The sequence below is a fragment of the Nonomuraea sp. NPDC004354 genome, assembly GCF_053602555.1.
This window is the reverse complement of sequence record NZ_JBSGDV010000003.1, coordinates 120,158-133,989: the sequence shown is the minus strand read 5'-3', so window position 1 is coordinate 133,989 and position 13,832 is coordinate 120,158. Positions and strand designations below refer to the sequence as shown.

At 73.0% G+C, this 13,832-nt stretch carries 8 protein-coding genes and 1 pseudogene; 5 read left to right on the top strand and 4 right to left on the bottom strand.

The window, feature by feature from the left end; translation table 11 throughout:
* Positions 1-31 precede the first annotated feature (31 nt).
* The 4 genes and pseudogenes from ACWENQ_RS11350 to ACWENQ_RS11335 form a co-directional block, all read left to right on the top strand.
* On the top strand, positions 32-3,652 hold the full coding sequence (locus ACWENQ_RS11350) for a helix-turn-helix transcriptional regulator (protein ID WP_452413950.1): 3,621 nt from the start codon (positions 32-34) through the stop codon (positions 3,650-3,652).
* Positions 3,653-4,310: 658 nt separating this feature from the next.
* Positions 4,311-5,543: an RNA ligase RtcB family protein gene (locus ACWENQ_RS11345; RefSeq protein ID WP_452413949.1), complete on the top strand. Its 1,233-nt coding sequence runs from the start codon at positions 4,311-4,313 to the stop codon at positions 5,541-5,543.
* On the top strand, positions 5,540-6,262 hold the full coding sequence (prfH, locus tag ACWENQ_RS11340) for a peptide chain release factor H (protein ID WP_449927344.1): 723 nt from the start codon (positions 5,540-5,542) through the stop codon (positions 6,260-6,262). The genes ACWENQ_RS11345 and prfH overlap by 4 nt, the downstream gene beginning before the upstream one ends.
* 182 nt (positions 6,263-6,444) lie before the next feature.
* Positions 6,445-6,960, top strand: a pseudogene (locus ACWENQ_RS11335) (IS5 family transposase); the annotation flags it as partial.
* Between the two features lie 204 nt (positions 6,961-7,164).
* Here ACWENQ_RS11335 and ACWENQ_RS11330 read toward each other — a convergent pair.
* The 4 genes from ACWENQ_RS11330 to ACWENQ_RS11315 form a co-directional block, all read right to left on the bottom strand.
* Positions 7,165-9,756, bottom strand: coding sequence for a hypothetical protein (locus tag ACWENQ_RS11330; RefSeq protein WP_452413947.1), 2,592 nt, complete (start codon positions 9,754-9,756; stop codon positions 7,165-7,167).
* A gap of 69 nt (positions 9,757-9,825) precedes the next feature.
* Positions 9,826-10,752 carry a carbohydrate kinase family protein gene (locus ACWENQ_RS11325; protein WP_449927350.1) on the bottom strand — a complete coding sequence of 309 codons (927 nt, stop codon included), beginning with the start codon at positions 10,750-10,752 and terminating at the stop codon, positions 9,826-9,828.
* Positions 10,749-11,675 carry a pseudouridine-5'-phosphate glycosidase gene (locus ACWENQ_RS11320; protein WP_452413946.1) on the bottom strand — a complete coding sequence of 309 codons (927 nt, stop codon included), beginning with the start codon at positions 11,673-11,675 and terminating at the stop codon, positions 10,749-10,751. Before ACWENQ_RS11320 ends, ACWENQ_RS11325 begins: the two co-directional genes overlap by 4 nt.
* A 95-nt stretch (positions 11,676-11,770) precedes the next feature.
* Positions 11,771-12,832, bottom strand: coding sequence for a YeiH family protein (locus ACWENQ_RS11315; RefSeq protein WP_452413944.1), 1,062 nt, complete (start codon positions 12,830-12,832; stop codon positions 11,771-11,773).
* Between the two features lie 70 nt (positions 12,833-12,902).
* Between ACWENQ_RS11315 and ACWENQ_RS11310 the strand changes: the two genes are divergently transcribed.
* Complete coding sequence (locus ACWENQ_RS11310) at positions 12,903-13,793, top strand: LysR family transcriptional regulator (protein WP_354907324.1); 891 nt, start codon at positions 12,903-12,905, stop codon at positions 13,791-13,793.
* Positions 13,794-13,832: the final 39 nt, after the last annotated feature.

Sequence of the window (13,832 nt, the reverse complement as noted above, 5' to 3'; positions counted from 1 at the left end):
TCCGTCTGCGGCTGATGGCATCCTGTTGGGCGTGAGCATCAACACGGTGAGCCCCCTGTTCGTCGGCCGCGCCGACGAGCTGGCCGCGCTGCAGGCGGCGCTGGGCCGGGCCCGCGCCGGCATGTCGTCGACCGTCCTGATCGGTGGCGAGGCCGGCGTCGGCAAGACCAGGCTGATCAGGGAGTTCACCGAGCGCGTCACCGAGGCGCGGGTGCTGGTCGGCGGCTGCCTCGAGCTCGGCACCGACGGCCTGCCGTTCGCCCCCTTCACCGCCGTGCTGCGCAAGCTGGTGCGCGACCTCGGCCGCGACGCGATCGCCGCCATGGTGCCCGGCGGCTCCACCCGGGGCCTCGGCAGGCTGCTGCCCGAATTCGGCGAGCCGGAGGGCGACGGGCCCGAGGCGCGCGCCAGGCTCTTCGAGCAGGTCCTCGGGCTGCTCGAAGGGCTGGCCGAGCGGGAGCCCACCGTGCTCATCGTGGAGGACACCCACTGGGCCGACCGCTCCACCCGCGACCTGCTGTCCTTCCTCGTCCGCTACCAGCGCTCCGACCTGCCCCTGCTGATCGTCGTCACCTACCGGGCCGACGACCTGCACCGCACCCACCCGCTGCGACCGCTGCTGGCCGAGCTGGGCAGGGTCGAGTGGGTCGGCCGCCTCGAACTGCGCAGGCTGAGCCGCCGCGAGGTGATCGAGCAGGCCGTCGGCATCCTCGGCGGGCTGCCCGGCCGGCTCGACATCGACGACGTCTACTCCCGCAGCGAGGGCAACCCGCTGTTCGTCGAGGCGCTGCTGGCGGGCGACGGCCACGACAGCGTCCCCGACTCGCTGCGCGACCTGCTGCTGGCCAGCGTCGAACGGCTGCCCGACGACACCCAGGAGCTGCTGCGGGTGGCCAGCGCGGGCGGCGCGCGGATCGACCACGCGCTGCTGACCGCGGTCGCGGGGCTCGACGACGGGGCGCTGTCCAGGGCGCTGCGCCCGGCCGTCGCCGGAAACGTGCTGGTCGTCGACGGTGAGGGCTACGCCTTCAGGCACGCGCTGATCCGCGAAGCCGTCCACGACGACCTGCTGCCGGGCGAGCGCACCCGCCTGCACACCCGCTACGCCAGGACCCTGGAGGACCACCCGGCGCTGCTGCCCGCCACCAGGGCGGCGATCGAGCTGGCGCACCACTGGCACGCCGCCCACGAGGTCAGGCCCGCGCTGCTCAGCGCATGGCGGGCGGCGGCCGCGGCGCGGAAGGCCACCGCCTACGACGAACAGCTCAGGATGCTCAGCAGGGTCATCGACCTGTGGGAGCAGGTGCCCGACGCCGCCGAGCTCATCCAGACCTCCTACATCGACGTGCTACGCGCCAAGATCATGGTCTCCCACCTGGCCGGCGAGTTCGAACGGGCCATCTCGCTGTCACGGGCGGCCCTGCGCCTCGTCGACGCCGAGACCGACCCGATCACCACCGCCAGACTGCTGCGCCACCGCGGCCTGGCCCGCTACGACCTCGGCCGCCGCGGATACGTCGACGACCTGCGCGAGGCGGCACGCCTGGTGCCCGCCTCGCCGCCGACGGCGTTGCGCGCCAAGACCCTCGAAGCGCTGGCCCGCATGCTCAACACGCCCGACCTGTGGGCCGAGAAGGTCGCCCACGCGGAGGAGGCGCTGCGCATCGCCCGCCAGATCGGCGACGCCACCACCGAGGCCCACGCGCTCATCACGCTGACCTGGGCCGACAGCCACAACGCCGAGGCCGACCAGCAGCTCGACGGCTACACCGAGGCCAGGCGGGTGGCCGGCACGGCCGGCGCCTACAACGCGCTGATGAGGGCCGCCATCTCGGAGTCCGACACGCTGGAGGGCTGGGGCCGGCACGAGGCGGCCACCGTGGTGGCCAGGCGGGGCATCGCCGGCGCCGAGGACTACGGCCTGGCCCGCACCTCGGGCGCGTTCCTGGCGATCAACCTGGCCGAGCCGCTGGTCTCCCTAGGCCGCTGGGACGAAGCGCTGGAGGTCATCGAGCACGCACTCGACCTGGCGCCGCCGCCGCCGTACCGGGCCAGCCTGCTGGGATTCACCCTCGACATCACGCTCGCCCGCGGCGACACCGCACGGGCGCGGGCCCTGTTCGAGGAGGCCGCCGGGCTGCTGTCGGTGGGCTTCTATCGCGACCAGACCGTGCTGCCCAACCTCGGCAGGGAACTGGCGATCCAGCTGGCCGAGGGGCGCCAGGAGGCCGCGCTCGAGGTGATCGCACGGGCGCTGCGCACCCAGGACCTGCCGGGCAACCCCCGCTACGCGTGGCCGTTCATGCTCACCGCCATCCAGGCCCTCACCACCCCACCACCCCACGGCCTGTCCGGCCACACCGGCTCGACCGGTGCCCCGGGGTCCGGCGTCCGGTACGGCGGCGCGGGGTCGGGCGGTGCTCCTGAGTCGGTGGCGCGGTTTGGCGGTTTCGGGTCGGGCGGTGCTGTGGAGGGTGGCTCGCGGTACGGCGGCGCCGGGTCGGGTGGTGCTTCGGGGTCAGGGGTCCGGTACGGCGGCGCGGGGTCGGGCGGTGCTGCGGAGGGTGGCTCGCGGTACGGCGGCGCCGGGTCGGATGGCGCTCCTGAGTCGGCGGCGCGCTATGGTGCCGGGGCCAGTGGCGCGCCTGAGTCCGGTGCGCGCATCAGCGGTGGCAGGGCCGGCGAGGTACCGCACGCGGGGGCGCGGTATGGCGGCGCCGGGCGTGCTCCTGAGATCGGGGCAGGGGTCGGTGGGGCCGGGGCGACCGGCTCTGGGGGGCGGTATGGCGGTGAGGTTGCCGAGGGTCCTGTGCCGTCCGCCGACGAGTTGCTGGCGTCGTTGCTGGAGATCGCGGCCGAGGTCGACGCGAAGGGCGACCTCCAGCGGGCCTGGCGGCTGACCTTCGAGGCGTGGCTGACGCGTGAGCTGGCCGTGTGGGACGCGGCGGCGCAGGTGTGGGGGGCGCTGGGCCAGCCGTACCGGCAGGCCATGGCGCTGCTCGGCGCGGCGCGCGCCGCCGTCGCCGACCCCGCCACCAACCCGGCGGGTGCCACGGGCACCCGTGCGGGCGGATTCGTGGGTGGCCACTCAAGCGGTCTGTCAGGCGGCCACGCGGGTGGTCTTTCAGGCAGCCACGTCGGCGGTCCGGCGGGGGGCCAGGCGGGAGATCTCTCGGACGGCCACGCCGCCGGTCCGGCGAGCAGTCTCGCAGGTGATCGCCCGGGCGATCTTTCGGGTGGCCACGCCGGCGGTCCGGCGGGTGGCCACGTGGGTGGTCATGCGGGAGGCCTCGCGGGCGCGAGGGAGGCGGCGGCCGAGCGGCTGTCGGCGGCCCGGCCGCTGGCCGAACGCCTGCTCGCCGCACCGCTGGTGGCCGAGATCGACTCGCTGGCCAGACGCGCCCGCGTCTCGCTGACGGGAGAGGAACCGGTCGAGGACAACCGGCTGGGGCTGACCGCCAGAGAGTTCGAGGTGCTGAAGCTGGTCACGGACGGGCAGAGCAACAAGGAGATCGCCGGCGAGCTGTTCATCTCGGTGAAGACGGTCAGCGTCCACGTCTCCAACATCCTGGCGAAGCTGGGCGCCTCGTCCCGCGGGGAGGCGGCGGCCACCGCGCACCGCCTCCACCTGTTCGACACCCTCGCCTCCTGACCGCGCTCTGCCAGGCATCGTCGTTTCCCGGTCCGTGTCCTCCCGGACGGTTCCATCAGTCTCAGGACCGTGTCGAAGGGCGTCCTCGTTCGGTGTTCGCGGAGGTGGGTGACGCCATGGGTTTCTGGCTCGGCTCTTCGGGCGCGAAGGTTCTCTCGCTCCTCGGGTGCCGTGCCAGGGGAGGCGCCCGTACCTGGCCCATATCCGCGGCGGCGCCTTCGTGCCTGCGTCGCGCCTCCGGCATGGGGAGAGTCACGTCCGTCGCAGGCGGAATGGCCCCACCGCCCTACTGTGTCAGGCACATCGACCTCCTCTTCAGCCATCCCTTCGGATCTTCGCGGCTGACCGCCGAAGCCACCTCATCATGACCGCCGGCTGGGTCGCCGAACCCGAAACCTGGTCCAAGCAACCCGTTGACTGGGCGCCGCACCATGGAGGAAGCCATGACATCCAATGTCGGTACTCCGCAAGGAGGCCCCAGGGCCGCGTACTCATGCAGGCGTGCCGATAGCCGCGCGGCTATCTATGCAGGCCCGTACGGCCGAAAATCGCTTGCCTGGCATGGCAGGGCTCAGAGAATGTGGTGTCCATGAGGCTCTGACGGACAGCACCCCGCTACCTCGAGATGCCACGGCGCCGACTCGTGCCGTGATGCCGCATGCCCATACCCTGTTCAGCGAAGAGAGCGTCTTTGTCTCAACAACACTCCCGGCAGGAGTTCCTGTCGCCGTCCACTCCGGCCACGGGGTCGGCCACCGTCACGGTGTTCGCCTCCTCCACAAGCTGGATCGAGTCCGATGCCGTCGCGCAATGCCATCAGGTGGCTGCCCTCGACGGCATGATGCACGTCGCCGCCATGCCGGATCTGCACCCCGGCAAGGGTGCCCCCATCGGCGCCGCCATGGCGTCGGCCATCTTGTACCCGTTCCTGGTGGGCTCCGACATCGGTTGCGGCATCGCCGTGTTCCCCGTCAAGCTCAAGCGCGCCGTACCCGAGAAGCTCGCCGCCCGGTTCCCCGATCTCGATCGCGCGCTGCACCCTGAAGGAGATGCCGACGATCCCGCCTGGGCCGTCGTGAAGGGTGGCATACCCGCTGGTTACGTCGAGGGGCTTGGAACGGTCGGCCGGGGCAACCACTTCGTCGAGCTGGCGCGGATCGGGGCCGTCTTCGAGCCGGGCCACGCGAGCCGTCTCGGCCTCGCCGCCGGTGACCTGGTTCTCATCGTCCACAGCGGTTCCCGGGGGCTCGGCGAACGGATCCTGCGGGAGCACACTGCGGTCCACGGCGCGGGTCCCGCCCCTGATCCCGGCGCCTACCTGGCGATGCATGACGAGGCCGTACGATGGGGGTCGCTCAACCGGCGGCTACTGGCCGCCCGGGTCGCCCATGCGCTGGGGACAGAGCCAACCGAGCCGATCCTCGACCAGTGCCACAACCTAGTCGAGCTCCGCGACGGGATCTACCTGCACCGCAAGGGAGCGGCGCCGGGTGACGGCCGCGACGTGCTCATCGCCGGTACGCGCGGCACCCCGTCCTACCTCGTGGCCGCCCACGCCGGGCCGGACGCCGGCCACTCCGTGGCGCACGGCGCGGGCCGCAAGATGTCGCGCGCGGACGCCCTGCGCCGCGGGCGGGCCAAGCACACGATCGAAGAGCTGCGCCGCACATCGATGGGGTCGCTGGTGGTATGCGGCGACCGCCAGCTTCTCTTCGAGGAGGCGCCAACGGCCTACAAGCGCATCGAGCAAGTGATCGCCGACCTTGTCGACCACGAGCTGGCCACGCCTGTGGCCACCACGATTCCTCTGGTCACCTACAAGACACCCGACCTCGGGTCGGCGCCCCAGAGGGACCACAGGGACCATCGCCGCAAGCGAGGCCGGCCGTGAGCGTCCACCTGCTCCTGTCGGCCGGGCGTGGCCCGCAGGAGTGCGCCTGGGCGCTGGCTCAACTGCTGCACCGCCTGGAAGGCGACGCCACCCGGCAGGACCTGGAAACGCATCGGGCCCACACTGTTCCCGGTGATCGGCCCGGCACCTACCGATCGGTCCTCATCCGAATCGCAGGAGACGACGCCGAGGCGTTCGCCGCCTCGTGGACCGGAACCCTGTGCTGGCAGGCCCCCAGCCCCTACCGGGCCAACACCGGCCGGAAGAACTGGTACGTCATCGCCCAACCATGCCAGGTCGACACCCCACGCACGACGTTCGCGGAAGCAGACGTCGACGTCGTTGCCTGCCGCACCGGCGGCCCCGGCGGACAACATCGAAACAAGGCCAGCACGGCGGTACGGGCGACCCACCGGCCCACGGGGATCGTCGTCGTGGTCGACACCGAGCGGCAGTTCAGCCTCAACCGCCGCATCGCCATGCGGCTGCTGCGACAGCGCATCGAGCACGGCGACGAGGCGACAGAGCGCGCTGTCACCACCGCCCGCTGGCGCATCCACGACGAACTTGTACGCGGCAACCCCACCCGCATCGAACGTCCGGAAACGTCGAATCAGGACCTGGCCCCGCAGAGGCAGACGCGTCGACGGCAACGGCAGTTCACTGGCCCCCGCTCACCACGGGAGGAGAGCCTCATCCGACAACATGAAGATCGCTAGGGCAAGAGCGGGCGGTGCCGCCGTCCAGCTACGCCACTTGCCCACTGTAAGCCTCCGACGCTGGTCAGCCGTTCGGACCGCCGAAGACCGCAGTGAGTGTCGGGGTCTCCAGTGACACTTAGCGATCTTGGGCGTTGAAGTGGCATGAGAAGGCCACCACGTGATCATTCGGAGTTTTGTGGCGCAGGATCCGGCTGAAGAGGGCCGAGCTGGGCCGCTCCCGGGGTGGGCTGACCAGCAAGGTTCACCTGTCGGCCGACCGGCGATGCCGTCCGCTGTCGTTCGTGCTGACCCCGGGCCAATCCGGAGACAGCCCGCAGTTTCGCGCCGTGCTGTCTCGTATCAAGGTCCGCCTGCCCGTTGGCTGCCCGCGCATCCGCCCGGGCGCGGTGGCCGCCGACAAGGCCTACTCCTCCCGCGGCAACCGCGCCTATCTGCGTCGACGCGGTATCAAGGCCGTCATCCCGGAGAAGGCCGACCAGGCGGCCAACCGCAAGAAGCTCGGCTTTCGGGGCGGCCGGCCGGTCGGCCATGATCCAGATCTGTACAAGCAGCGCAACACGGCGGAACGCTGCATCAATCGGATCAAGGACTGGCGTGGGCTGGCCTTCCGCTTCGACAAGACTCCCGATAGCTATCTGGCAGGCATGCATCTACGCGGAGCGATCTTGTGGATCCGAAGCCTCCAACCCGCCTGAAGATCCGAAGTCCGTACAGGCCCTTAGACGTGTGGGCGGATACCCGAAGTGATCCCACGGACACGTAAGCGCTTATCACCGCCGAAGACAGGATCGAGCGTGAGGGCATTCCGTACAAGCATCCCGAGGCGTACTCGATCCGGGAGCAGGGGAGCGGGGCATTGCGGGGGCGTGGCAGGACCTGGCCCCCACGGAAGGCGGGGATCAGCTCGTCAGTTGGGCCTCGAGGCGGTAGCCGTCGACGGTGACGTAGACCTGGTCGCCCGGCCTGGCGTTCAGGCGCATCAGGACCGGCTGCAGCGAGTCGAACACCGGCTGCTGGTCGCGCCAGACGAGCACGATCGCGTTGTCGCCGGGGCCCGTGACCGACAGCAGGGTGCCGGGCCGCATGCCGAGCTGGGCCGCGTACCCCTCCGGCACGGCCACGGGGCCGCCGCGCAGGTGCTCGGGGGTGACGTCGATGCGTTGCCAGCGCCGCGGGTCGGAGGCGGGGCTCGGCAGCGGAGGCGGGGGAGAGGAGGGCGTGCCCGCCAGCAGCGGGGGTGGTGTGCCGGCGCCGGCCAGCAGCGGCGAGCGTCCGCCCGAGAGCGCCGACAGGGTCGCCAGCGCGGCGCTGGGATCGATCGGGCCCTGCGGCGCGGGCGGGACGGGCTGTCCGCCCCTGTGGTGGTGGCCGTTGGCCCCCGGCGTACGGCGTGGCAGCGGCTGCTGTACGGCGGGCGCGGCCGCGGCCGTCTCGACGAGGGCTTCGGCGGGCAGCGCGTCGAGCCATGCCTTGGCCGAGTGCCGCCTGATGCCGAGTTCGCCGAGCAGTTCCTCCACGTCCGCGTCGGCGGGATGGGCGGCCAGCAGTCGCCTGGTGCGCGCCTGCAACCCGGCCAGGTCGCCGACGACGAGCCAGCCGTCCTGCAGGCGACGGTCCGGCATGAGCGTGACCAGTACCCGCCACAGCGGGCTGCGCAGGGTCGGCACGATGACGGGGTGCGCGGGGTCGGCGCCGATCAGCTGGTCCTCGGTGGCGGCGGTGCCGAGCCACTCGGTGAGGCGGAACATGTGGCCCGTGACGGGCGCGGACTCCGAGGAGCGCAGCCAGTGCAGCACGCGTTCCTCGGCGGTGCGCTGGGCCTGGGACAGGACTTCCCTGTCGACCAGCAGCTTGTGGGCGAGGGAGCGCAGGGTGTCGGGCTCGGCGGCGAACAGGCGGTTGACGGCGACCGCCAGCTCCAGACGGTCGAAGGAGCGGAACAGGCCGTCGACGACGCGGACCATCGGGTAGTCGTCGTCGGGGCTCCCCGCGGCCGGCGCGGCCAGCGGCGGTTTGGGGTAGGCCGAGCCCTGGGGCTGGGCGGCGAACGGCGAGGTCTGGTTCGGTGCGGCAGGCTGCGCGCCACCGGGCTGGCCGGCGGAGGGAGTGCCGGCGCCCTGCCCCGGAGCACCGGGCTGGCCCGAAACTCCGCCGGGCCGGTCCGCGACTCCGCCCGGCTGGCCGGCGAAACCCGGCGCGCCGTTCGCCGGAGCCGCCGCGGCGCCGGGCTGACCCGGGGCAGCACCCGGTTGACCGGCGGGGCCCTGCGCGGCCGGGGCGCCACTCGGGGACGAGGCTCCTGGCTGGCCCTGAACAGCACCCGGCTGGCCCGCGAAACCCGGTGCGCCGCCTGCCGGGGCCGCCGCGCCAGGCTGACCCGGGACAGCACCGGGTTGACCCGGGGCAGCACCAGGCTGACCGGGAGCGTTCGGGGCCGCCGCACCGGGCTGACCCGGCGCCCCTGGCGCGCCCGCCGTGCCGGGGGCACCGGCGACCGGCTGCGCGGGGAAGGAGCCGGTGGAAGGGTGTCCCGCGACGGGCTGGGCGGGGAAGGAGCCGGTGGAAGGGTGTCCCGCGACGGGCTGGGCGGGGAAGGAGCCGGTGGAAGGGTGCCCCGTGCCGGATTGGGCGGGGAAGGAACCGCTCGACGGAGGACCCGCGACCGGCTGGGCGGGGAAGGAGCCGGTGGAAGGGTGCCCCGTGCCGGGTTGGGCGGCGAACGAGCCGGTGGAGGTCTGGCCGGGCACGGCAGGGAAGGAGCCGGTCGACACGCCGCCGGCCGTCGGCCCGGAACCACCCGGACGCTGCGCCGCGGCGGCGGGATCCTGCGCGCCGGCCCCGTGCTGAAGCCCCTGCCCCTGCCCCTGAGCCTGAGCCGGTCCATGCCCCTGGCTCTGGCCGCCAGGCCGCTGGGGCAGCGGTGCGCTCGCGCCCCTGTCCTGCGGGGCGGCCTGGTGCGGTGCGAAGAAGCCGCCTTCAGGCGGCTGCGAGAGGCCCTGGGCGGGTTCGGCGCCGGGGCGTTGCGGGAGCGCTCCCGCGGGCCGTACGGCGGTGGCGTCGGAAGTCGCGGGGATCCTGCCGAGCACTTCCCTGAACACCGACTCCACCACGACCTCGGTCGAGGCGGACGAGGGCGGCGAGCCCAGGTCTCCCGTGCTCAGCCGGCGCAGCACGCGCCATCCGCCCAGGTCGGTGATGACCGTGCGGGCGGGCTCCGGCCAGCCGGGCAGGGAGGGGTCCACGTGATGCACGTGCAGCGCGGGAAGCACGTCGGCCAGTGGCAGATGGTCCCACCGGGAGGCGGCCAGGCGCGCCAGCCGTTCGCACATCCACTCGACGCCGGTGGTGCCGAGGGCCCGTGACAGCGAGAGCGAACCCCACCAGCCCGCGGGGAGGCGAGGGTCGGCCAGGGCTTCGGCGACCTGCTGAGGACGGCTCCAGCGCAGCGCTGGGACCAGGTCGCTCAGGCAGATCGATGACTCGACGTCCATCGGCGGACCGCATCCTCCCCAGAGAGTTGTGACGCGTGTGGCTAATGGTGCAGCCTACGCCGCAAGCTATCAATCGGTGTGAATAGGGTAAAGCTGGTTGGAACCCAAACCGTACCGGGGCCGACCCCCCACGATGGCCACGGCGTCGGCCCCGGCATCGCATCCCGCCTCGAGAGATGCCAGGTCACCGGCGCCGGCGAGCTTCGCCGTGAGGAATCCCGCGGCGAAGGCGTCTCCCGCTCCGGTGGAGTCGACCACGGCGCGTTCCCTGCCCTCGGTCGTGGCGGTCACACGTCCGTTCCTGGCGAGGATCGCGCCGCTCGCGCCGAGCTTGACCACCGCCGTGCCGTAGCGGTCGCTGAGCTGTTCGGCGGCGGGCTCGGGGGAGCCGGCGCCGGTCAGCAGGAGCGCCTCGTCCCTGTTGGGGATGACCAACCCGGCCCGCGCGGTCTCGGCGAGGAAGCGCTCGACGCCGAACTCGCGCAGGAACCCGGTCGAGGCGGGGTCGACGCTGATGGACAGGCCCAGCGCCGCGGCTGACGTCATGGCGAGCCTGGCCAGTTCGAGTCCCGGCTCGGCGAACAGCGTGTAGCCGGAGATGTGCAGGTGGCGCACGCCGTCCAGCAGGTCGGGGGACCAGTCGTCGACGGAGATGTGGCCGCCGGCGCCGCGGTTGGTGAGCATGGAGCGCTCGCCTGTGACGTCGACCATCGCGATCACCACGGCGGTCGGGTGGTCGGGGTCGACGCGCACGTGCGGGCGCACGCCCACCTTGGTCAGCTCGGCCGTGTGCCATTCGCCGGTATCGAAGCCCACCCTGGTCAGCAGGCGCGAGTCGGCGCCCAGGTGGGCGGCCCACGAGGCGGTGTTGGCGCCCGAGCCGCCGGGGCGCAGCACGATGTCGGCGGCGGTGTCGGTGCCCGTGCTGACCGGGGCGTTGTGGATGGCGACGACGTCGGTGACGACGTCGCCGATCACCAGGAGTCCCGCGCTCATCCCCGCGCCCAGGCGACCGCGATGTCGCCGGCGACGCGGACGTTGCCGCGGACGGCGGCGAGGTTGGCCTCCAGGGACGCGCCGCCGGTGCCGCGCACCAGGTACGACAGCAGGAACGGGGTGATGGCCTGGCCGGTCACGCCCTCACGCTCGGCGGCGGCCAGCGCCTCGGCCAGCACGCGGTCGTGCAGCTCCGGGTCGAGCTGCTCGACCACCGGCACCGGGTTGGCGATGATCAGCGCGGTCTCGGGGCCGCCAAGAGCGTCCTGGCCGCGCATGATGGCGGCGGCCTGCTCGGCCGACTCGATCCGCCAGTCGACCGGCTCGCCCGAGCTGTGCAGGTAGAAGCCGGGGAAGGTGTCGGTGCGCAGGCCCGCGATGGTGACGCCGCGCGTCTCCAGGCGCTGCAGCGTGGCCGGCACGTCGAGGATCGACTTCACGCCCGCGCAGACGATGGTGATGCGGGTGCGGGCGAGCGTGTCGAGGTCGGCCGACTCGTCCTGGTCCTGCGTCCAGCCGCGGTGCACGCCGCCGAGGCCGCCGGTGGCGAAGATCCGTACGCCCGCCCTGGCGGCCAGGAACGAGGTCGCCGACACGGTGGTCGCGCCGCTGGCCCCGAGGGCGGCGGCGACGGGCAGGTCGCGCTGACCGAGCTTGCGCAGGCCGGGCTCGGTGGCGATGCGGATCAGCTCGTCCTCGTCCAGGCCGACCTTGGCCACCCCGTCCAGCACCGCGATCGTGGCGGGCACGGCGCCCGCCTTGCGGACGATCTCCTCCAGCTCCCTGGCGACCTCGAGGTTGCGCGGCTGGGGCAGGCCGTGGGAGATGATCGTGGACTCCAGGGCCACCACGGGCGCTCCGGCGGCCAGCGCCTCGGCGACCTCGGCGGACGGGCGGAGGATGGGGTCAGTCGTGCTGGGCATGGGGTGGTTCGTGCTCCTTGGACGTGCTGGTGCTGGTGTCTTCTGGAACGGGCCAATGGCCGGGGATTGTTCCAAAAAGAGCAGGTTACCCCTGGTCAGATGAGCAGCGCCACGCCGCCCAGCGAGAGCGTGACGATCACGGTGGTGGCGATGCCGCCGAGCAGCAGTGCCCTGCCGCCCCTGACCAGCCTGCGCACGTCGATGCCGGTGCCCAGGCCGAACAGCGCGGCGGCCAGCAGCAGGGCGCTGAGCCGGGGCGCCGCGCCGGTGACCGCCTCGGGTACAAGACCCGTGGCGCGCACCGCGACCATGGCCAGGAAGCCGAGCACGAACGCCGGGACCAGCGGCGTGGCCCTGCGCGGCGCATCCGGGTCCGATCCCGTGCCCGCCCGCGTGCCGGGTGCGCCGGTCTCCTCGCGGCGCAGGCGCAGGGAGGTCAGCGCCACCAGCGGCGCGAGCAGCACGACCCTGGCCAGCTTCACCGTCACCGCCACGGTGAGAACGGCGGCGCCGCCGGCCGCGCCGATGGCGGCGACCTGGGCGACCTCGTGCACCGACGCGCCCGCCCACACGCCGAGCTGGTGGGAGTTCAGGCCGAGCCACGAGGCCAGCAGCGGCAGCAGCGCGATGAGCGCCGTGCCGTACAGGACGACCACGCTGAGCGCGCCGGCCACGTCGTCGTCATCGCTGACGCCGCGCTCGCCGCCCGTGGCCTCGTGCATGCCCGCCACCGCGGCGGCGCCGCAGATGGACACGCCGGTGGCGACCAGCAGTGACGTGCCCCGTGACAGCCCGAGCCACCGGCCGGCCAGCGGGGTGACGGCGAAGGTGACGCCGGTCGCCAGCGCGACGACGGCGAGCGGCTGCCAGCCGAGTGCCAGCACGTCCGGCACCGCGATCTGCAGGCCGAGCACCACGATCGCGGCGCGCAGGACGGTACGCGAGACGAACCTGACGCCCGGCGCGAACACGGCGCCGACGCCCGTGGTGTTGGCCAGCGCCGCGCCGAGCACGACGGCCACGATGGCCGCGCTCACCGCGGGCACCAGGCTGTTCACCACCAGGGCGACGGCGACCGCGCCGGCGGTGAGGCCGAGTCCTGGCAGCAGCCCGCGCACGGCGGCGGAGGTGGCGGGAGCGTTGGCGGTGAGGGTCATGCCTCCAGTCTTCGGGCAGGTCGGGGCCGCCAGTAGACCGATCTTGACTGGGAGCCCATAGCCTGTGGCTATGAGTGAATTGCCCGATCTGGAGTCGTTGCGGCTTTTGGTCGACGCGGGCGAGCTCGGCAGCCTCGGCCAGGCGGCCAGGGCCGCGGGCATCGCGCAGCCCTCGGCCAGCAAGCGGATCGCCAGGCTCGAACGCCGGCTCGGCGTGCCGTTGCTCGAACGCACGCCCCGCGGGTCGGCGCTGACCGCCGAGGGCCGGATGGTCGCCGGCTGGGCGGCGCAGGTGCTGGCCGCCGCGCACGAGCTGATGCGCGCGGTCGAGGCCGTACGGCAGGGCGAGGCCGCGCAGCTGCACGTCGCGGCCAGCATGACGGTGGCGGAGTACCTGGTGCCGCGCTGGCTGGGCGAGCTGCAGAGCCGGGAGCCCGACATCCAGGTGGGGCTCGACGTGATGAACTCGGCCGACGTGGCGGCCAGGGTGCTCGCCGAGAAGGTGGAGCTGGGGTTCGTGGAGGGCCCGACGGTGCCCGACGGCCTGGCCAGCAGAGTCGTGGCCACCGACCGCCTGGTCGTGGTGGTCTCACCAGGGCACCCGTGGGCGCGCCGCCGTACGGTGCTGCGGGTGGCGGAGCTGGCGGCCACCCCGCTGGTGGTGCGCGAGCCAGGCTCGGGCACCAGGGAGACGCTGGACCTGGCCTTCGCCGGGCAGCACGTGGCCAGCCCGCGCCTGGAGCTGGGCTCCAACGCGGCGGTGAAGGGCGCGGCCCAGGCGGGTGCGGCGCCGGCGGTGCTGAGCGGGCACGCGGTCGAGGCGGAGGTGGCCACGGGACGGCTGGTGGAGGTGCCGCTGGCGGGGCTCAACCTGGTGCGCAACCTGCGGGCGGTGTGGCGCAGGGGCAGGTCGCTGACCGGGCCGGCCGCCACCCTGCTGGCCATCGCCTCCCGGCCGTGACACCTTGACGGTTCGCTACATATTCATGGACAAATAGGT